Consider the following 18,818-nt stretch of genomic DNA (forward strand, 5'->3'; position numbering starts at 1 on the left):
GGTTTTGGGTTCACACGCTCGCGCCTCGTCCGTCTTCCGGAGGCAGAACCCACCGACTCACAGGAGGCTGTCTCATGAACTGGACATACATCAACGGGCATTGGGTACCTGACGACCACGTCACCGCCGGACCCCCCCACAACCTTCCCGCGAACAACCCCAAGACCAACAAGCCCTGGAAGAACAACGATCGCTTCGACGACACGCCCGCCGCGCCCCGCGCTCCTTTCGCCCCGGGTTGGAAGGAGAACGAGTACGTCATTCAACACACGAACCAGGCCTCGTTCAGCATCATCATCGACTCCCACCAGAAGAAGCACACCCCCAGTTGGCCCGGCAACTACTCGGGCGCTGCCGGGACCACGTTCCCCAAGGATTGGACCCGGGACGACGTCATCGCCTATGCCCAGGCGCTCGTTCCCCATTGCCAGGCGCTCCAGACCACCCCGGCCACCAACCAGACCCTCACGAACATCGCCCTGGCTGTCGAGTACACGCCGCCCAAGAAGAGCAAGGTGAAGTCTGTCATCATCAACAGTGCTTCCTGGGACGCCACCCATCGCTTCTGGGCCTTCCACTTCTACCCGGGATGATGGCCCTCCGGGCATTGGCCCTCGGCGCTTACGTCCGTTACTCAGGTCCGGCCGCGCCAGCGATCCCAGCTCGGCTCGGGTCCGAACCGCGTGGCCAGGAAGTCGACGACCGCACGCACCTTGGCTGGCACGTTGCGGCCGGGCGGATAGACGGTATGGATGTTGAGCGCGGGCAGCTCGTACCCATCGAGCACCGGCACCAGGCGTCCGGAGGCGAGGTCGGCGCCGAGTACGAACGTGGGCCCGAGGACGATGCCGTGTCCGCTGACGGCGAACACACGCAGGAGGTCCATGTTGTTGGCGATGACACCGCCGGTGACCTGCACGACGTGCACGCGCTTCTTGCGCACGAAGCGCCATCGGCCCGGCCCCGCCGTCGCCGTGTAGTACAGGCAGTCGTGTCGTGCCAGCGCCTCCGGTGACTCGGGGGCCGCGTGCCGTTGCAGGTACTCGGGCGATGCGCACGCCACCATGCGGCAGGGCGCCAGCCGCCGCGCCATCAGGCTCGAGTCGCCGAGCTGCCCGATGCGCAGTGCCAGATCGTAGCCCTCGGCCACCAGGTCCACGAACTGATCGGTCAAGCCGATGTCGAGGGTGACCGCCGGGTGCGCGGCCACGAAGTCGCCCAGTGCCGCGGCGAGGTGGAGCACGCCGAACGACACCGGTGCGGTCAAGCGGACCAGGCCACGTGGCGTGGACTGGCGCGCGCGCGCCTCGCGCTCGGCGTCGTCGATGTCCGCCAGGATTGCCGTGCACCGACGGTAGTAGCGCTCGCCGACCTCGGTCAGCCGAAGCCGACGCGTGGTGCGATGGAGCAGCATCGCGCCCATGCGGTCCTCGAGGGCTCGGACGTGCTTGCCGACCATGCCGGGAGACAGGCGCAGCTGTCGCGCGGCGCCAGCGAAGCTGCCGCTGCCGATGACCTGCACGAACACCCTCATGCTCTCAACCTGGTCCATTCGCCGATTATGCACTCGCAGTGCGGAGTCCCGGAACCAGAGCGCCGATGATGGATGGAGCCAAGGGGAATAGCTTGAGGTGCAGGAGGTAGGCGCATGCACATCAAGGCAAATGGACTGCGGCTGAGCGTGACGGACGAGGGGCGCGGGGGACCGGCGTTGGTCTTCCTTCACTACTGGGGTGGCTCCTCGAGAACATGGCGAGAGGTGATTGAACAGCTGCGCGGCTCGCATCGCTGCATCGCCTACGATCACCGGGGATGGGGTGACTCGGAGGCGGCACCCACGCCGGAGGGGTATCACATTCGTCAGCTGGCCGACGACTGCGAAGCGGTGATCGGCGCGCTCGGCCTCGACGACTACGTGCTGGTCGGGCACTCGATGGGCGGCAAGACGGCACAGCTCGTGGCGTCTCGGCGGCCGGCCGGGCTGCGCGCGCTGGTGCTGGTGGCGCCGGCGCCCGCGACGCCGCTCGCGGTGCCCGCGGAGGCGCGCCGGTCGATGACCCACATCTACGAGTCGCCGGCCGGCGTCGAGCAGGCGATCGGCGTGATGGTGGGCCGGCCGCTGTCGGCGGAGCAGCGCTCGCGTGTGATGGAGGACAGCCTGCGCGGGGCGCCACCGGCGCGGGCCGGCTGGACCGAGGTCGCCATGCTCGACGACGTGTCTGCTGACCTCCAGAACATCCATGTGCCGACGCTGGTCATCGTCGGCGAGGCAGACCACGTCGAGCCGGTCGACACACTCCAGCGCGAGGTGGTGGCGCGGATTCAGGGGGCGAGGATGGAGGTGCTGCCGGCCACGGGGCACCTGCCGATGCTCGAGTCGCCGGACGCGCTGGTGAAGCACATCCGCCGCTTCGTCGACGAGGAGCATGGGAAGCCTTGAAGGCTTGTTGAGGAGAGGTAGATCACGGCTGCACGGATTGCGGCACGGGATCCTGCTTGCGCACGGGCATGTAACACTTGCCCTGGTACTCGGCCTGATTGCTGAAGCAGGGGGGCTTCTTCTCCAACGCCACCCAGCAGCCCTTATTGATCTCCACTGCGCCCTTGTTGGTCTCACAGGGAGGCACGGCTTGTTTCGTCCAGGGCTTTTCGGGGAGAGGATAGGCGATGGTCTCCCGATCCGGATTGCTCAGGTCGATGAAGTCCGTCTCCCGTCGAAGCGCATCCTCGATGGCCCAGACGCGATCGCCGACATGGGTGTGCGCGGCGTCCAGCCTCGAGTAGAGACAGACACCAAGGCCCACCGCGAGCACGGCGACCCCCGCGGCGGCGAGTCCCGTCCTGATACGCCAGACCCGACGCACGGGCGAGGCCCCAGGCACCCCAGCCCCGACCGGCCCCCCCGCGAGGTGAGCATCCACCTGGACATCATCCTCCACGCGTTGGAGCGCGCCAGTCATCAGGACGAAGAGGTTGGTCAACTCGGAGGTTTGCACCGAGGAGGGCGCCTGCTCCACGTCCAGTGTCACGGAGTTTCGCTCCGGCTCGTAGATGAGACTCATCCGGCACGGCCCCGCGGGTTGCCATGCCACGTCACCCCTCGGGACGAGCGTCAGGGCCGGAGTGCCGGTGACCACGTTCCACGCCTCGTGGAGGCGTCCCAGGCGGGGATCCACCTCGTAGCTCTTGCCCCACTGGAAGGACCCCGCCCCATCCTTTGTCCCGTTCTTCTCGTTCGCCATGCGCGGCTCCTGGATGGGCCCCCATGCACCAGACGACGGTGCTCGCGCCCATCTCCTGAGTCTCCAGGGGAACGGATTCGACCATTCAAGTCAAGGTGGACCATGGGTCCTGGGAGGTTCGGTCTTTCTGGGCATCATCTCCCCGGTATGGCAGGGGTTGTGGGAGGCGGGAAAGTCGAGTCCGACCCCCTGTCCGAGGGTATGACTGCGGGAGTCACTCCAGCGACATGACTTTTCTGGTCATCTCCGGGTCCCGGAGCTGGTAGCGTGAAGCGCCATGGACTCCAAGTCGGATGATGACAAGGTGGTGCCCTTCCGCGGGCGCCAGGCCTCCCGTTCCACGGAACCCAGGCTCCCGGGCCTCGAGCCCGGTGCGCTCTATGTCTTCAAGCTGGGACCCATGGAAACACAGGAGGGCCGGTGCTTCGTCTATTTCGCCCTGCACGGGGAGGGGACAGCCCACCCTCCGGAGGTGGCGGAGAGCGACGCCAGGGGACTGGCCCGGTTGGCCCCCCTTTTCCCCGGCCACCGTCTCTACTGCGAGCCCCGGCTGGCACGTGCTGGGGCCTCGTATGGTTTCGTCTCGCGCCCCGTGCCTCGGGAGCTGTTCCCGTTACGCGCCATGATGGCGCTCTCCACGCAATGGGGTCCGCTGAGCCCGAAGGATGTTCCACCCGAGTTCTTCCCGCAGCTCGTCGAGGCGGCCGGTGCCCTGTGGCGGGCTCAACCCTGGGAGCTGTGGACGAACATCGAGGTGCTCACGCTGCGGCTGGAGGGCCCCGACCCTGGCTGGCGCGAGTTGTGCGTGCTGGGCAATGGGGGCGAGGAGTTCGGCTTCGCGCTCTACGAACAACCCGGATCCATCATGCGACTGGGGCAACTCCCGGAAGACGAACGCATGAGGCAGTCGCTCCACCAGGAGAGCCTCGCCCTGCTTTTCGAGGAGGAGCCCGCCTGGGTGCGCGCCGAGGTTCGCCGATTCACCGGCCTTCCCATGTTTCCCTCCCCACTGCGCTTGTCGGGTGGAGACTTCGTTCCCCTGCGCCGGGAGGATCTGTTGACGCTCCTCGCGCTCTCCCGAGCCCTCGCACGGCTGTCGCCGGAACAGCTCGAGCTTCGAGAAGAGGCATCGTTGGGTGGGATGCGCGTCAGTGCGCACCTCCGTGCCCACGTGCCACTCTTCACCGCGAGGAGTCCCCCGCCCGGGTCTCCGCCGAGGCGTCCTCGGCTTGTCGCGCCGGGTACCGTGCCTCCGCCCCGGGTACCACCCCCTCCCCGTCACAAAATTTCCCAGACGCTCATCTCCTTCGTCGAGCCGCTCATTCCAGAAATCGAGGAGCTGGACCCCGACCAATTCATGACAATGCTCGAGCTGGCGGTCACCACCTGGAACGCGGTGGTGCTCGACACCTGGGAGCCTGGAAAGGACAGGGTGGAGGCCACCCGGGCGGCCCTTCGAGCGCTTCAGGGGGAGGTGCGCGAGGTGTTGCTGCCCTTCTTCGAGGCCCTGGTGGAGCGCAAGCGAAGCGGTTTCCCGGAGGATCCTCGGTTGATGGGCGGACTGCAGGTCCGCTGGACCCTGGAGGGAGAGCCGCGTCTCCGACTGCAATGGCATCTACCGGGAGCCTCCCGAAGGGGGTCAGACGATTCGTAGAAGATGAGTGGGTCGCGCGAGTTCTGTGCCCTCGTTGCCCGGTTCGGCACAACCGCAGCTGCTGGAGCCGGCGCGGCGGGTGTTCCGGTAGTTCAACTGGACGAAGCGCTGGAGCAAGAGGGGAAGCAAGGAGCTGGCAGTGGGGGAGGGGCGCTTCGCTGAGAGGAGGCCGAGCCGGTGGCGTTGGAGCTGGCGCCCCTGGCGTGTTGGAAAGGACTGGGGGAGGAGGAGAGGTAGCTGGAGCGCTTGCAGAGCGCGGGCGTACGTGGCCTGACCGGCTGTCCCACCCAGGTGCGATTCCGGACCAGACACGCCCCCGACTTGCGGGACATCCAGCTCGAAATCCACGGGCGCTTCCACTCGGACTGCCTACCGCCTCCGAACCCTCCGTGCCCCACCTGTGGTGTCGCCATGGGCCACAGCGTCCCAGCGCCGTATTGTCTCGATGCTGCCTCACTGCCGCGGCATGTGGACATCTTCCGGCTGGCCGACGCCTCGACGCGCATCATCGCCAACGAGCGCCTGGTGGAGGCGGTACGCCGCCTGGAACTGGATGGGGTCGTCTTCAAGGAGCTGGAGGCCTGCTGAGCCCGACCCCGGATCACACCCTCCGAGTATGCGTCCAAGAAGGAGGGAAGGCGTGGCTCGTTCAGGCTTGGATGGGGCTGTCAGCCGCACAGGCGAAGCGCTTTCGTGCTACGCTACATGCATTGACGTCAGGTCGATGAAGGCGCCTACCAAAGGGGGGTCTGCGATGAGCGGCAAGAAGGGGTCTGCTTCGGGTGACCGTTCTTCATATCCTTGGATTGGGAGGACTCTCCCCAGTAGCGCGGTGCTCCGCGAGAAACCCGTCAAGAATCCTCGCGCGACCTATACTGGAAGAATCATTGACATTCCCCAAGACACCATCGTCACGGTAAGTGGTTGCGAGCAGGGCTGGCTCCAGCTCGAGGCGAACGTAGGCGGCAAGCTGTACAAGGGCTACGTGTCCCAGGAGTTGATCCAATATGTCTCCCCGAAGTTCAATGCTTCAACGAACAGCGTGGCCCAGTACAGGACCTTCGTGAAGTCGGGATTCTGGCCCTTGGCCGTTGGCCCTCTGACCACCTTCAGCGAGACGGATCGTCAGACCTTGCTCAAGGAGCTGAATTCCGCCCAACTGGCTCAGATGATGAACGCGGCGCTCCTGACCATGCCAGCCCTCGACGTCAGTCTCCGGCCTGGCTTCCTCTTTCAGCCCAGCGCCCTCGCGCGTGTCACCAAGACGATCACCGAGTTGGATCCCATCGCGGCCACTGCGGGAAAGCGTTGGGCTGCCGCCAAGGTGAAGCGATTGGAGGTCGAGGCCAATGCCACGGTGTCCGTGATCTCTCGTGCCGCCTGGGGCGCCCTTGCGCGCAAGCAGGACAAGGACTGGTATGAATATCCCGCTGGTGCGCCTCTGCCTCTCACCAACATCGTCGTCCATCATACGACGGACTCGCTCAAACAGACGGTCAAGGAGCTACAAGTCAAGGAGATGAAGGACGGCTACTCCGACATGCCCTATCACTTCGTGATCACCTCGGACGGCACTATCAATGAGGGCCGCATCATTGGGGCCATGGGGGCGCACGCGGGGCAGTTCGAGGGGAACAAAGACAAGAAGAAGGACCCCGATTACGGATCGATCGGGATTGTCTTGTGCGGCGATTTCGAGAACAGGTGGGAGAACGGCTGGAATCCGGACAAACCCACGGCGCGACAACTCGAGAGCCTTCAGCGGCTGCTAAACCACCTCGTTCTCGAGTACAAGATCGATTCGAACAGGATCTTGCGGCACTCCGAGGTCAAGCGGGATGGCGCTCCCAAGGTGTGTCCGGGCGCGAACCTGAGCCTCTACATCGACTCCATGAAAAAGAAGGCCGGTGACTTCCTCGTGGAGATAGAGGCGGCCGAGAGGGAGCTCAAGGCCGCCGAGCACCTCGCCCTCCACCTGCCGCCGAGCCCTAACAAGGTGTTCAGGGGGCACTGAAGACCCGCTGACCGTCCGGATTCTGGAGGCTCATGGACGTCCCGCCACGACCCGCGGTGACATCGACCTGGACCCGTTTCTGCTCGTCCCAGAAGAGCAGCTCGGAGAGCTCCGAGTCGTCGTGCTGATTGTAGCGCAGGTGGATCCTCGGCACGCGGCTGTTCAAGACGACCAGCCCGCGAGACTCCTGCGAATGATAGAGCGCGAGTCCCGGCGTGCCCTGCGACTGATAGAGGGCCACGCCACTGTCCTGACTGGATGCGCCCATCCCAATCCTGGCCACCCCCGTCTCATCATGAAGGGTGAACGTGGCTTGTCGACGCTCTTTCGGCGCGCCGGGGAGCGCGGCGACCTCGAGCGTGGCCCAGGGTTTTCCGTCCGGATGCGTGAACACCAGCCGGGGTTCCTGTGAGTCCGAAGCAAGTTCCAACTCCACCCGCGCTCGGCCCGCTCCATCAACGAGGACGAGTCGGCTTACGCGCAACTCGCCTGGGGTCCCCCCGGAGGCTCGCGACAGCGCGAGGTCCGCCCCCAGAACGAGAAGGGGTCCTGCGAGGGCCAAGCCCAGCACCCAGCGCACCTGCCGGCGTAATCGTTGCTGCTCATGTTCAAGTGACTCGAGCCTCGAAGGGGTTTCGATCATGCTCATTGCACGCTCCCACAGCCAGCATGCCTCAGGGAGGCCCTTCTCCCAACCGGGTAAAAGGAAAAGAGCGCCAGACTCGCTCCTGTGTCCGCCACGGGTGGTTCCGTCAAGGCTCGGCGGATTGCGGCAGCCGCTGGGGCCTGGCGACGGGCAGGTAGCACTTGCCCTGGTACTCGGCCTGGTCGCTGAAGCAGGGAGGCTTTTGAGCGAGTTCCACCCAACACCCGCCCTTGATTTCCACCGCGCCCTTGTTGGTCTTGCAGGGGGGCACGGCCTGATTGCGAAAGGGTTTGGCGGGCAGGGGGTAGGTGAGGGCCACCGGGTCGGACGCCTCCAGGTCCACGAGGGACGAGGCGTCCTCTTGGAAGAAGACGTCGGGTGTCTCCTCCACGGGAGGAGGGAGGGGCTCGGAGAGACTCGTCAGGAGCCAGAAGCCCAGACCCAGCCCGAGGCCCGTCCAGCTCGTGACGGTGTGCCTCGGGCTCCGGCGTGAGCTGGGTGGGACTGGGAGCGACAGGCCCGAGGCGAGGTGGTCCCGGAGACGGGGACTGTCCTCCACTCGCGTGACGGCGGCGGTGGTGAGCACGAGGAGGTCCGCCAGATCCGAGACGGGCACGGACGCGGGTGACTCCTCCACCCTCAGTGTCACCGAGGCCGGATGCGGCTCGCACAGGAGGGTCACCCGCCAGGGCCCTTCGGGTTGCCAGTCCACGCGGTCCGTGGCCAGCAGTTGTAAGGCCGGCCGCCCTGTCTCTACGTCCCACGCGTCGTGGAGGCGGCCCAGGGCGGGCCCTACCTCGTCGTAGGCCGCGCCCCGTTCGAACCGCCCCCGTCCACCGTCCTTGCCATTCTGGTCATTCGCCACGTGCGCGCCCTCTTCATTCAGCGACCAGCGGAACGGATTTGACCCAACAAGTCAAGGTGAAGTACAGGTCCTGTCGAATCACCAAGGGCGCACCGCGCTAGGAGTTCCACCATGCCCAGGCGCTATTTCAGGTTGATGGATGATGTCAGCGTTCCCGGACGATGGGTGTTGGGTGTCCCCGTGGATCAGCAGGGGAGGGAAGTGGAGGATCCCTGGATGTTCAAGAACGGGGTCCCAGTGCGCGTCGATGGCCAGCTCCAGGTGCCCATGACGATTCCGGGAAAGCCACTGGACTTCTCCCTCGCGGGTATCGGCGTTGCGCCCGTGATCCACGCCAAGGTCGCCTCGCTCCTGGAAGAGCTTGCCCCCGAGGATATTCAGCTCTTTCCGGTAGACATTGGCGGAGAGCCGGAGCCGTTCTACATCCTGAACGTCACCCACGTGGTGAAGTGCATCGACGACGAAGCGTCCGAGGAAGTGTCCTATTGGATGCCGGAGGATGGACGGCCCGAGAAGGTAGGTCAGTACCAGGGTGTTCACGGCATGCGCATCGAGCCCTCCACGGTCGGTGCCGCGAAGCTCTTCCGCACCTGGGGGTGGACCATCGCGCTCATCGTCTCCGAGGAGGTAAAAGGGGCCATGGAGCGCATTGGGGCCACGGGAACGAAGTTCAGGGAGGTGTAGCGGATGGTCTCGTGCAGCTTGGAGTCCTCCAGTGCCGTCGCCAGCCGCTTGGCCTCCTCCAGCATCAGGGCGAGCTCATCCGAGGCGTACGCTTCCGGCATGCATCCCGAGGGCACGGTAGTGGAGACATGGCACGCGCCCACTGTTGCCGAGACGCTGCACACTACGGCAGAGGAGGTGCGAGCGGCTCTGGCGGTCCCGGCACGGACACCCGGGTGCTTCCCTGCTCGTATGACATCCAGCCGTTGCACACCCTAGACTCGGCGTCCCCATGACCCGAGCCCCCCGGCCCCGACCCCTGCTGCCGCTGTTCCTCTCCGCGCTGGTGCTGGCCGCGTGCGCCACCTCGCAGCCCGCGTTGGAGGGCGCCGAGCCTGACGACACCACCACCTGCGACGACGTGGATGCCGACCAGTGCGTCGTGCTCGCCTGTGACGAGGGCGAGTGTGCCTTCTTCGACTGCGCGGACGTGGACCCGGAGGCGCTCACGCAAGGGCCCCTGGCGCATGGTGCGGAGCTGGCACGATTCCCTCGCCCGCCTTTTCGCGCACCCAGTGCCCAGCGCAACTGGAGGCGCGCGGGGCTTCGGGAGGACGCCAAGCCCCGGATGACCTTCCACTTCCGCTACCGCCAGGGCTTCCTCCCCGCCTTCCCCCAGCTCGAAGGAAAGCTCATCAAGCACCACCTCTTTCCCCAGGCGCAGGAGTTCAGGCCATGGTTCAGGGCCCGCGGTATCAACATCCACGAGTGGACGATGCGGATCCCGGAACACGTGCACCTGCGCATCCATCACGGAGCGAATGGCGGCCCGTGGAATCAGGCGTGGCGGCAATACATCAATGCCAATCCAGGCTATGTGCCACGGGAGGTCCTGATCCGGAAGGCCTTCGAGCTGGCCTTGCGCTTCGACATCGCCGGTCCCATCAGGCCGTACCACGCTCCGGTGCCCGCCCCTGGACCCCAACTCCTCGCGCCTTGAACTCCGGACTTGAGACTCAACCACATGAATTTCTACGCGTTGGAAAGAGATCCGTCCACCCGCTACACGGGCAATCTGAACGCTGCCCACAAGTGGGGGCTGCCTGGTGTGGAGCGTTGCCCTGTCTGCGACTTGCCGCCAGAGGAGTATACGATGGGCCAATACCCTTGCGTGGACCTGTCGGCTCTGCCGCCCCAGGACCAGAGGAAGCTATCAGATGCCTGGCCCGTTTCTCGTGAGGAGTTCATCCGGCTGCGCGAGCTGGTGCGGCCCCTGGCGCCTGCCCATGCAGTGCTTACATCGGGAGCGCGCTTTGGCCCGCTGCAGGGGAGCGGCCTGGGCTACTTCGGCCAGCTCGTCATGCAGAACCCCTGGTCCCTCTGCATGCGCCGCGAGGCCCTGGAGCGCTTGCAGAGCGCGGGCGTACGTGGCCTGACCGGCTGCCCCACCCAAGTGCGATTCCGGACCAGACACGCCCCCGACCTGCTGGACATCCAGCTCGAAATCCACGGGCGGTTCCACCCGGACTGCCTACCGCCTCCGAATCCTCCGTGCCCCACCTGTGGTGTCGCCATGGGCCACAGCGTCCCAGACCCGTATTGTCTCGACGCGGCCTCACTGCCGCGGCATGTGGACATCTTCCGGCTGGCCGACGCCTCGACGCGCATCATCGCCAACGAGCGCCTGGTGGACGCGGTACGTCGCCTGGAACTGGATGGGGTCGTCTTCAAGGAACTGGAGGCCCGCTGAGCCCGACACTGGGCTACACCCACCGAGTATGCGTCCAAGAAGGATGGGAGGCGTGTTGAGGGAGTGGGCAGGTGCCCTCCGTCAGGGTCGTTGACGCCTGGAGTCACCTCCAGGAAGCTCGGGGAGAGAGCGGTAAGGGCCCAGCATCCGCATACCCGGCCCGAGCGCCTCAAGCGCAGCCTGCGGCCTCTGGGGCATGCCTCCACGCGCCAGGCCCTGAGGGAGTTGCGTAAGCAGTACCAGACCTTCGTCGCGGCGTTCCGAGAGGTGGCGGCGCGGGATGTCTCAGCGCCCTTTCCGCCTTTCTCCTTCGCGGCGCGGGTGGTGCCAGGTCGCGTCGCTCGAGTTCTCTGACACCCTCTCCGGGCTCGCCCGCTCGCGAACCATGCCAACGGCGAGCAGGTTCTAGGCGTCGAGCACATAAAGTGCAGGAGAGCCACTAAAACGGGGCAGGCTCACCGCTGCGTGTTGCGCCGGGCCGTGTCCCCCGAGTTCTTTGACACCCTCTCCTGTCTCCGCCGGAGAGCGCGGAGCGCATCGCCAGACGGCTCGCGGCGCTGCTGCGCTTCTGGGACGTGCTCCAGGCCCCGCGCTACGCGTTCTGGGCGTTTCAGTGGCGGGACTGCTCGCTGGAGGAACTCATGGACTCCCTCTACCGCAAGACGCTGGATGCGTGGTGCCCCGGGGGCCCCGCTTCGGTGCGCGAGCACCTGGCCTTGACGGTGGAGCGCATGGCGCGCGCCACCCGGGAAGAGTGCATGGAGGCCGTGCTCCGCTTCATTCCCGTCTTGTTGGAACTGAAACACGACTTGAAGCACCCCGAGGTGCTCAGCGACCCGGACTTCCTGCGTGAGCACCTCGCCGCGCTTCCTCCGAGGGACTTCGAGCGTTGTTCCAGCGCCAGCCTCCACGCGGTGTCTGGATTGCTGGCTGATTGGGACGGGGAACTGGAGCGGCAATAGAGCATGTTGGACAGACACGAGTGTGGACGCAGGAGGCGGAGCACCTGGAGTCTGGCAAGGGGAAGGTGTCATGGGACTCGTTCCGACACCTCGTCTCCTACAAATCGTCTGACACCCTTCCGGAGGCAGTGCCAACGGAGGGGTCCTTCGGCAAGCTGATCGTGAAGCGTGTGTACCTGTCAGGCTCGCTCTCCACGGTCAACTGCCCTCCGTGCATCTTCACGATGATGTCATGGCTCAGCGACAACCCCAGGCCGATGTTGCCCTCGCCTGGAGGCTTCGTCGTGAAGAACGGCTCGAAGATACGGGGAAGGATCTCTCGAGGAATCCCACTCCCGTTGTCTTCCACCACGATCATCACCTTGTCGCTGGCGCAGGAGGTACGAATCCGGATGGTGGGAGTGTAGGTGGCGGTCGAGATGCGTTGCCTCTCGAGAACTGCAAAGCGGGCATTCTGGAGGAGGTTCTCCAGCACCCGGACCAGTTCCTCGGGAGACACCTGGATCTGGCCCGCTTTCGGATCCAGTTCACGCTCGAGGGCCACCTGACGCCCCGACTCGTGGCCGAGCCCCCTCAGATATGACACCCGAAGGGCTTGCTCCACGAGCCTATTCACGTCGATAGCATGGAAGGTACCCGCCCCGCCCCGGGCATGCTCCATCATGCTCTGGATGATGCGACTGGCTCGCCTGCCGTGCTGATCGATAATGGCCGCGCTTTGCTTGAGATCCTCGATGCTCTCTTGGATCGGGCTTGAGCAAGCCTCGGGGATGGTTGCCAAGTTCTGCCCTAGTTCAGTGGCGCGCTCGAGCACCACCTCTGCCATGTTGTTGATGAAGTTCAGAGGGTTCCTTATCTCATGGGCAATACCCGCGACGAGTTGTCCTAGCGAGGCCAGCTTTTCTGACTGGATCATCTGCGCCTGTATGCGCAGCATCTCATGGATGAGTGCCTGCTTGGCGGCGATTTCCCGATGGAGGGCCCTGTTGGCCTCCTGCAATTCGCCCGTTCGGAGGCGGATGCGCTCCTCCAGCTCCAGGTTGAGTTGTTCCAGGCTGCGCTGGGCTTCCTCGAGGGACCGATTGCTCTGCTCCAAGCTCTTGCCCATCTGCACCAACCCCTCACCCGTGTGCTGGAGCTCGGCGATGGGGTAGGTGGGAACTGGCTGGACGTACTGCTTCTGGGCGATTCGCTGCATCATCGCCTCCAAATCCAGCAACGGATCGGCCAGCGAGACACTCAGCCGTCGAACCTTGCGGTACAGCCAGGTGAAGAAGAGCAGGTAGAAGGCCACCAGGGCAGCAAGCATGCTCAGGCCAATGCGATTGAACCGGGAGTTCAGGTCATTGGCCTTGGCGAAGACCTGGGCTTGGTCCACCAGGATCAACAACTTCCACCCCGTGCCCTCCACGGTGGACCAAGCCACCTGTTTGCGCTGGCCTGACAACACCACTGTGTCCTGTCCCTGCTCGTCGAACATGATCTTCGCGCCGAACGAGTGATGGTCGGCGCGCTTGAGCAGGTTGAAGGCATCAGGCTTGAAGGTATCTTGTTTGACGATGTCCTCGTAGGTGGTGTGGGTGAGCTCCTTCAACCCCAATTCCTGCTCACCCCGGGAGGGCAGGGCGAGAAGGGTCCCATGCTTATCCACCAGCACCCCATAGCCATTCCAGGGAATGTGCAGTTCGCGAACCTGCGCGATGAATCGCTCTACGGTGATGTCCATACCGGCCACCGCTTCCGGGAGGGATCCGCCTTCCTGGTACACTGGGGCCAGCACCGAAGCCACCCAACCACGCCCGGCTGGATCCAGGTAGACGTCCGTCCAAACGATCTGGTGGTGTGGGTTGTGGTTGGCGTCCGCCTCATAGAAGAAGTTGTGGCGCGTGACGTCCATGTCAGGCGGGAGACGCTTCAGGATGTCAAAGTAAGGATAGACACGAATCATGGAGTCCCGTGTCAGGACATAGCTCTGAACCGTGAGTGATTGATCGTCCTGCAGGGCCGCCAAGACGGGATCGATCTGTGAGAACTGCAAGGCGCGTGCTTGCTCCGCTTCGCCGATCCGGACTCGGTTGGAGTAAAGCATTGCGGCCCGACCCGGCAGGCCTTGCGTGGTGTAGAGCGCTCCTTCTGGAGATAAGGCATAGCGAGCCCGCTCCGCCGCATCGGGAACATACGGCGTGCGCAAGGCTCGCTGGGCCTGTCTGCGAAGTACGTCCACGCCCCGAGCCGCAAGGGCGAGTTGTTGGCCGATGAGAGCGGCCTGTTGCTGAGCAGTGGTCATCAACTGCTCTGTCGCCAACCGCTCCAGGGTGGCGAGGTTCTGCTCCCGCGTCACCTCGTTGGTGATGATATATGCGGCGATGAGCACCAACTCGATGAGGAGAATGGGGACAAGCGCGCTCCGGAGATAGGCGCCCCAGATGAATTGCAGGACCGAGCGGGGTGGGGCAGGGTGCTTGTTGTCGAGAATGGCCATTCGTACATGCTCCCCCGCCACTGGTGGCATGATGCTAGCACGACCTGGAGTTCACTGCCCTGCGCGCCCAGGGCCGAAGGCGCTGAACCCGAGCGGAGCCCGTTGACCGGCTGGTGGAGTCTCCGCGGAGGCCGCCCTACCGCCGGGCGGCTCCCGCGAACACCGGGACGTCTACCGGTTGATGTTCGACACCCCGAACTGGCTGCGGATGGGGTAGTGCACGCCCACGGTGGCGGTCACGTTCACGTTGGCCTTGCGCTCGAAAACCATCACGCAATCCGAGCCGCCAAACTGGAAGAACGAAAACATCTCGCCCTTGCTGAAGTGCTTGCCCACCAGGGAGTCATGGAGCTTCTTGTTCAGGAGCTCCACCTGCTCCTGGTAGGTGCACCCCTTCTTCTCCTCGGGCGACAGGACGATGGGCTTTTGACCCTCGGCATGGGGGGTGACGAACACCACCGAGGAGACCTGCGCCATGCCCATCGGAAGGACCGCCACCTTGCCGATCGCGGTCTCGAGCACCAGTAGGCCGCGGCACTGCACGAACTGGTATCCGGTCGGGTCATTGGCGTCCAGGTAGCGCTGCGGGATGACGGCCCGCGCGAGGTCCCCGTTCGCGTCCTTGCCATCGTCCGCCAGGTTGACCTCCAGGTACACCTGCCCCGGGATGAATTTGGCCTCGAGCACCCGGCCCGCCAGCGGCGTGTGCTGCCGGTGGTAGTCGTACGTGTTCAGGAAGCTGTGGGTGAAGAGCCCGCCCTGGAAGTCCTCCGCGTGCTTGCTGTCCTGGAGTAGCTCGGCGATGGACCACTCGATGTGTTTGACGACGATCGAGGCCGGTGCCGGCAGCGGCTCGCCGACCGGCGTGCTCACCGCCCACTGGCCCACGAAGGTGGACTCGGCGGGGAACACGATCACCCGGTCGTCCGCGGCGGAGGCCACTGGCCGCTGCACGTCGATGTTCTTGAACTTGCGCGCGAAGAACTCGTTGAACGTCGCGTACTGCTGCGGCTCCTTCTCGTAGTCCTGCCAGCTGTACTCGGGCGCGTACTTGAAGCTCTCGAGGTACTTCTTGGACTCCGCCGCATCGAGGAACGAGCCCCACTCCACGGCGAAGTCGCGCAGCCAGGCGGAGATGGGCGAGAGCCTGGCGCCTGTCCCCGGCGCCACCGGGCTCTGCAGCGCCTCGAGTTCGCGCTGGTTGAAGTAGTAATAGAACTGCGTGATGCGCAGGTACACCGTGCGCTCGTGCAGCTGCTCGCCGTTCCAGTCCCAGACGCGGATCTCCGGAATCCACGTCACCAGCGAGTCCACGTAGTAATAGAACTGGTCCAGCGTCTTGATGGCGTCGAGCTCCGGGATGCGCTTCTTGCTCACCGTCCGGATGGCGCTCTCGAACGCCTCCCGGTAGTAGTGCTCGTCGATGAGCAGCTTGAGCTTCTTGGTTGCCGGCTGCTGGGGCTTGTAGACGGTGCCCTCCGGTGGAAGGTCCTTCAGGAAGATCGGCGCCTGCGGCGGACCCTCGTTCCGCTCGGAGTGCTCGTTCCGCTCGAAGCTGAGGAAGGTGAGGGCCGGCTGTGCGGCGCTCCGGGTGCGATCCAGGGCGCGGCGCAGATCCTGTGCGGTGGCCACGCGCCGCGTATGGACGGGCGTGGAGCCCTTATCAGCGGAGGAGGCCTGACGGCGGAAACGGCTGCTCATGTTCTTTCCTCGAGGTGCGATGGGGTGGACTCGTTCACCAGGGACCGCCCGGTGGCGCCCTGGTGGAAGCAGAGTGCAACCCAAGCCGAGGGGGCGCTGTGATCCGCATCATTCCTCGGATGTGAACTGCATCATCGTGCAGTTCCAGCGATCCCGGCTGCCCAGGTGGCGCTTCCCTTGTGCCCGGTCTGACGCATCTGCTCCTGAGAAGGCTTTGGGGCTACAGCCCGGACAGGCGCATGGGTGAAAGAGGGGCTGGTGGAGAGGCGCGCCGAGCGGCTGGGCCTCACGTGTCTACCGCAGTTGTTGGGGTCGGCGCGGCGGGTGTTCCGGTGGTTCAACTGGACGAAGCGCTGGAGCAAACGGGGAAGCGAGGAGCAGGCGGTGGGGGAGGGGACGCTTCGCGGAGGAATGGGCCGATCCCGAGGATCGAGTTCTTTGACACCCTCTCGGGCCTTTCTCCTTCCGCCGCGGGTTGTGCCAAGTCGCGTCGCTCGAGTTCTTTGACACCCTCTCCGAGAACGAGTCCTGACACCTACCCCGCTGTCATCCAATGAAGATCTCAGCGATCTCAGCGGGCTCCACCTCGCTCAAGGCCTCGATGATGGAGTCGATGCGCTCAACGACTGGAGTGCTTCCGGGGTTGTCGACCAACGCCGCGCGGAGTTGCCGGAGTTCATCCATGACTGCGGGCAGATCCGCGACCTCCACCTTGATTCCCGTCTGAAAGAGAGGCAGCCAGGGCAGGCCGAGTTTCCTGGCCACGGACACCCATTCACGGCTGTACGTTCCTTCCGTAGCCATGGGAAGATAGAGACTCCTCTGGTCCTGCGCTTTGAACTTGATGAGCATGGCTACGGACATTCGTTAGTCCCCGCGCAGTGATCAATTCCGCGATTCATCCCCGCCGGTGACAGGAAAAGGCGGAAGGAGGAGCTTGAGGCCGAAACGGGCCTGGAAGGTCCAGTCCGGGTATCTGCCACGGAGTGCGGCCAATTGCTTTTCCACGGCCAGACGCAGCGCGGGGGTATCTCCATCAATACGGAATTCTATCTTCCGGATGCCCTTGATTTCATGGAGTGCTGGAACGGATGGAGAACCATTGGGACCTGGTCTTGTCGCGGTCACCTCATGTAGCAAGGTCTCGATTCTCGTGACGGTCTTATTAAAGATCGCTCCCTCTGCCCATTGGGCGGGGGTCTGTTGGACATAGCCATGCGGAGTCTTGCGGGAGAGCCCTCTGGCTCCTTTGTATTCAATGAATTTCTTTCCTCCCATGTCAACCCAGTCGAACTCCCCCCGCACCGCCTCTTTGCCCTTCTTGGTCCTGGTGACGATTTCCACTTTTCGATAGTAATCGAGCAGGAGTTCTCGCGGACGCCTGTAGTACTTGTTCAATCCATTTCCAAGTTCTTCACTCGAGAGTTTGCTCGAGATTTTCTTGAGAGCCCCTGATGAGGAGGCCTCCAACTTCTTCAAATGGCTGGACAGGATTGCTGGGCCCTCATGGTACTCGGTGAGTTGAGTGTTCAGCCAATCTCCAAATTTGCTCTCACCAAATGAACGGCCGAAGCGCGTTTCACCCAAGGCCTTGGATGCCCAACCAGCGCCCCGAGAAGCCGCCACGATGAGCACCGCTTCCAGAATGGCGCCCAACAAAGTCGCAATGGCTTCAGCGAACTGTTTCGCGGCCAGTTCGAGCTTGGCCTCCACACCGTGCGCATCCCAGACCGCGATCACGAATTTCAGGAACTCCTTGCCCACCTCTCCGATGGCCTTCCCGAGCCAGACCGCCAACATAGCCAGCCCGAACCACTCGAGGATGACGAGGGCGAATTCGAACCCGATCTCCGCGCCAATCACCGCACCAGGAGCCGCGGTCGCACCACCCAGGACGAACCCGACCCCTCCACCGATGATGGCTCCTACCGCTGTAAGAGCGGCGATGACCCCAATCGAGATGACCACCGTCTCGGCCAGACCCACGAGAATCTCGACGGACACCCTCCTTGCATGGCGCAGGACAGCATTTTTCAGATACTTCAGCGATAAACGGACAGCTCTCGCATAATCCTCGCAGAGCTGGGTGTAACGTACTATTGGTGAGGCTAGAAGGCTGAGGGTGTCATACGAAATTGAGCCAGAATCAACGAGGCCAATCAACGACTTGGTATAAGTCTGGTCAGGAATCCAAATCAAATCTCTTTCATTGAACCGAACCGTGCGCCATCCATTCGTGCCTGGAGGAATGATCTTGTGATTCACCAGACCCAGGACATTCACATGGAAGCGTAAATCCTGTCCCCAGTAGATCTGGTCGGCATAGTAGGTCTCGCAGATGGCGATGGCTGTCCCCGGAGTGCCTTGTTCAACGCGATGCAACCGGGCGTTCGGCTCAGGAATCTTCGTCCAGATGTATGAAGAGGCGACGAAGCCTACAAACCCGCCGGTGGTAGCAACCTGGGACCAGCCGTCGTTGAACCGGTTGATCACTTGAACGCGCGAGCTGAAGGGCAACGTGCAGAGCACGCCCCCTGTGGTACTGCGTGAAGCACGCAATTGCACCTCTGGGGTGCCATCCCAGTTGACGACCCCCACTTGACCTACAAACGTGCGGTCGGCTCCGTCAGCTCTTCCGTCGCCCATGAAGGATCCTCCAAACATGTCACATCTTACGTGGCCCTCTGGGGTTTTCCAATGCGGGCACCCGCAGTACGAAGACACCCGCGTCCCTTGCACGAGAAAGGGATGACAAGTTCGTCCTTTCTGGCGAAGTTCCGCTTTACGTACAGGGTCAGGCCGCGCCCCACCTCGCTCGCCTCCGCCAGTCGTATGGCAA

At 64.1% G+C, this 18,818-nt stretch carries 17 protein-coding genes; 9 read left to right on the forward strand and 8 right to left on the reverse strand.

What is annotated here, in order from left to right; translation table 11 throughout:
• The first annotated feature begins 74 nt into the window (after nucleotides 1-74).
• Nucleotides 75-593 (forward strand): hypothetical protein, encoded by a 519-nt coding sequence (locus tag F0U63_RS19440; RefSeq protein WP_395847426.1) that lies wholly within the window; start codon nucleotides 75-77, stop codon nucleotides 591-593.
• 41 nt (nucleotides 594-634) lie between these two features.
• On the opposite strand, the gene F0U63_RS19445 is transcribed toward F0U63_RS19440, so the two are convergent.
• Nucleotides 635-1,534 (reverse strand): LysR family transcriptional regulator, encoded by a 900-nt coding sequence (locus F0U63_RS19445; RefSeq protein ID WP_395847427.1) that lies wholly within the window; start codon nucleotides 1,532-1,534, stop codon nucleotides 635-637.
• A 114-nt stretch (nucleotides 1,535-1,648) separates the two neighbouring features.
• On the opposite strand from F0U63_RS19445, the gene F0U63_RS19450 reads away from it, so the two are divergent.
• Complete coding sequence (locus F0U63_RS19450; RefSeq protein WP_395847428.1) at nucleotides 1,649-2,440, forward strand: alpha/beta fold hydrolase; 792 nt, start codon at nucleotides 1,649-1,651, stop codon at nucleotides 2,438-2,440.
• Nucleotides 2,441-2,462: 22 nt separating this feature from the next.
• On the opposite strand, the gene F0U63_RS19455 is transcribed toward F0U63_RS19450, so the two are convergent.
• The gene (locus tag F0U63_RS19455; protein WP_395847429.1) at nucleotides 2,463-3,242 is read right to left on the reverse strand and encodes a hypothetical protein; all 780 of its coding nucleotides are present in this window, start codon (nucleotides 3,240-3,242) and stop codon (nucleotides 2,463-2,465) included.
• A 277-nt stretch (nucleotides 3,243-3,519) separates the two neighbouring features.
• Between F0U63_RS19455 and F0U63_RS19460 the strand changes: the two genes are divergently transcribed.
• The 3 genes from F0U63_RS19460 to F0U63_RS19470 all read left to right on the forward strand — a co-directional run bounded on the left by F0U63_RS19460 (nucleotide 3,520) and on the right by F0U63_RS19470 (nucleotide 6,910).
• Nucleotides 3,520-4,896: a hypothetical protein gene (locus F0U63_RS19460; RefSeq protein WP_395847430.1), complete on the forward strand. Its 1,377-nt coding sequence runs from the start codon at nucleotides 3,520-3,522 to the stop codon at nucleotides 4,894-4,896.
• Nucleotides 4,897-5,142: 246 nt separating this feature from the next.
• A complete protein-coding gene (locus tag F0U63_RS19465; RefSeq protein WP_395847431.1) occupies nucleotides 5,143-5,484 on the forward strand; it encodes a double-CXXCG motif protein in 342 nt (113 codons plus the stop codon).
• A 166-nt stretch (nucleotides 5,485-5,650) separates the two neighbouring features.
• Nucleotides 5,651-6,910: a peptidoglycan recognition family protein gene (locus F0U63_RS19470; RefSeq protein WP_395847432.1), complete on the forward strand. Its 1,260-nt coding sequence runs from the start codon at nucleotides 5,651-5,653 to the stop codon at nucleotides 6,908-6,910.
• Here the strand turns inward: F0U63_RS19470 and F0U63_RS19475 are convergent.
• Nucleotides 6,897-7,559, reverse strand: coding sequence for a hypothetical protein (locus tag F0U63_RS19475; RefSeq protein WP_395847433.1), 663 nt, complete (start codon nucleotides 7,557-7,559; stop codon nucleotides 6,897-6,899). The genes F0U63_RS19470 and F0U63_RS19475 overlap by 14 nt on opposite strands.
• A gap of 103 nt (nucleotides 7,560-7,662) precedes the next feature.
• On the reverse strand, nucleotides 7,663-8,421 hold the full coding sequence (locus tag F0U63_RS19480; RefSeq protein WP_395847434.1) for a hypothetical protein: 759 nt from the start codon (nucleotides 8,419-8,421) through the stop codon (nucleotides 7,663-7,665).
• Nucleotides 8,422-8,532: 111 nt separating this feature from the next.
• Here F0U63_RS19480 and F0U63_RS19485 point away from each other — a divergent pair, with 111 nt between their 5' ends.
• The 4 genes from F0U63_RS19485 to F0U63_RS19500 all read left to right on the forward strand — a co-directional run bounded on the left by F0U63_RS19485 (nucleotide 8,533) and on the right by F0U63_RS19500 (nucleotide 11,796).
• Entirely contained in the window at nucleotides 8,533-9,105 is a 573-nt protein-coding gene (locus F0U63_RS19485; RefSeq protein WP_395847435.1) for an imm11 family protein, read from the forward strand.
• Between the two features lie 271 nt (nucleotides 9,106-9,376).
• Nucleotides 9,377-10,084, forward strand: a complete 708-nt coding sequence (locus tag F0U63_RS19490; RefSeq protein WP_395847436.1) for a TIGR02269 family lipoprotein — start codon at nucleotides 9,377-9,379, stop codon at nucleotides 10,082-10,084.
• Between the two features lie 24 nt (nucleotides 10,085-10,108).
• Nucleotides 10,109-10,834, forward strand: coding sequence for a double-CXXCG motif protein (locus F0U63_RS19495; RefSeq protein WP_395847437.1), 726 nt, complete (start codon nucleotides 10,109-10,111; stop codon nucleotides 10,832-10,834).
• Nucleotides 10,835-11,475: 641 nt separating this feature from the next.
• Nucleotides 11,476-11,796 (forward strand): hypothetical protein, encoded by a 321-nt coding sequence (locus tag F0U63_RS19500; RefSeq protein ID WP_395847438.1) that lies wholly within the window; start codon nucleotides 11,476-11,478, stop codon nucleotides 11,794-11,796.
• Nucleotides 11,797-11,893: 97 nt separating this feature from the next.
• Here the strand turns inward: F0U63_RS19500 and F0U63_RS19505 are convergent, their stop codons facing one another.
• The 4 genes from F0U63_RS19505 to F0U63_RS19520 all read right to left on the reverse strand — a co-directional run bounded on the left by F0U63_RS19505 (nucleotide 11,894) and on the right by F0U63_RS19520 (nucleotide 18,625).
• Nucleotides 11,894-14,278 carry an ATP-binding protein gene (locus F0U63_RS19505; protein WP_395847439.1) on the reverse strand — a complete coding sequence of 795 codons (2,385 nt, stop codon included), beginning with the start codon at nucleotides 14,276-14,278 and terminating at the stop codon, nucleotides 11,894-11,896.
• A gap of 171 nt (nucleotides 14,279-14,449) precedes the next feature.
• Complete coding sequence (locus F0U63_RS19510) at nucleotides 14,450-15,979, reverse strand: phosphatidylserine decarboxylase (RefSeq protein ID WP_395847440.1); 1,530 nt, start codon at nucleotides 15,977-15,979, stop codon at nucleotides 14,450-14,452.
• 546 nt (nucleotides 15,980-16,525) lie between these two features.
• Complete coding sequence (locus F0U63_RS19515) at nucleotides 16,526-16,831, reverse strand: hypothetical protein (RefSeq protein WP_395847441.1); 306 nt, start codon at nucleotides 16,829-16,831, stop codon at nucleotides 16,526-16,528.
• A gap of 33 nt (nucleotides 16,832-16,864) precedes the next feature.
• Entirely contained in the window at nucleotides 16,865-18,625 is a 1,761-nt protein-coding gene (locus F0U63_RS19520) for an SH3 domain-containing protein (protein ID WP_395847442.1), read from the reverse strand.
• Nucleotides 18,626-18,818: the final 193 nt, after the last annotated feature.

The organism is Cystobacter fuscus, from assembly GCF_044360685.1.
Lineage (GTDB): Bacteria > Myxococcota > Myxococcia > Myxococcales > Myxococcaceae > Cystobacter > Cystobacter fuscus_C.

Coding starts and splice junctions, on each gene's coding strand:
- F0U63_RS19440 (WP_395847426.1), top strand. CDS start 75: ATGAACTGGACATACATCAACGGGCATTGGGTACCTGACGACCACGTC.
- F0U63_RS19445 (WP_395847427.1), bottom strand. CDS start 1,534: ATGAGGGTGTTCGTGCAGGTCATCGGCAGCGGCAGCTTCGCTGGCGCC.
- F0U63_RS19450 (WP_395847428.1), top strand. CDS start 1,649: ATGCACATCAAGGCAAATGGACTGCGGCTGAGCGTGACGGACGAGGGG.
- F0U63_RS19455 (WP_395847429.1), bottom strand. CDS start 3,242: ATGGCGAACGAGAAGAACGGGACAAAGGATGGGGCGGGGTCCTTCCAG.
- F0U63_RS19460 (WP_395847430.1), top strand. CDS start 3,520: ATGGACTCCAAGTCGGATGATGACAAGGTGGTGCCCTTCCGCGGGCGC.
- F0U63_RS19470 (WP_395847432.1), top strand. CDS start 5,651: ATGAGCGGCAAGAAGGGGTCTGCTTCGGGTGACCGTTCTTCATATCCT.
- F0U63_RS19475 (WP_395847433.1), bottom strand. CDS start 7,559: ATGAGCATGATCGAAACCCCTTCGAGGCTCGAGTCACTTGAACATGAG.
- F0U63_RS19485 (WP_395847435.1), top strand. CDS start 8,533: ATGCCCAGGCGCTATTTCAGGTTGATGGATGATGTCAGCGTTCCCGGA.
- F0U63_RS19490 (WP_395847436.1), top strand. CDS start 9,377: ATGACCCGAGCCCCCCGGCCCCGACCCCTGCTGCCGCTGTTCCTCTCC.
- F0U63_RS19495 (WP_395847437.1), top strand. CDS start 10,109: ATGAATTTCTACGCGTTGGAAAGAGATCCGTCCACCCGCTACACGGGC.
- F0U63_RS19500 (WP_395847438.1), top strand. CDS start 11,476: ATGGACTCCCTCTACCGCAAGACGCTGGATGCGTGGTGCCCCGGGGGC.
- F0U63_RS19505 (WP_395847439.1), bottom strand. CDS start 14,278: ATGGCCATTCTCGACAACAAGCACCCTGCCCCACCCCGCTCGGTCCTG.
- F0U63_RS19510 (WP_395847440.1), bottom strand. CDS start 15,979: ATGAGCAGCCGTTTCCGCCGTCAGGCCTCCTCCGCTGATAAGGGCTCC.
- F0U63_RS19515 (WP_395847441.1), bottom strand. CDS start 16,831: ATGCTCATCAAGTTCAAAGCGCAGGACCAGAGGAGTCTCTATCTTCCC.
- F0U63_RS19520 (WP_395847442.1), bottom strand. CDS start 18,625: ATGGGCGACGGAAGAGCTGACGGAGCCGACCGCACGTTTGTAGGTCAA.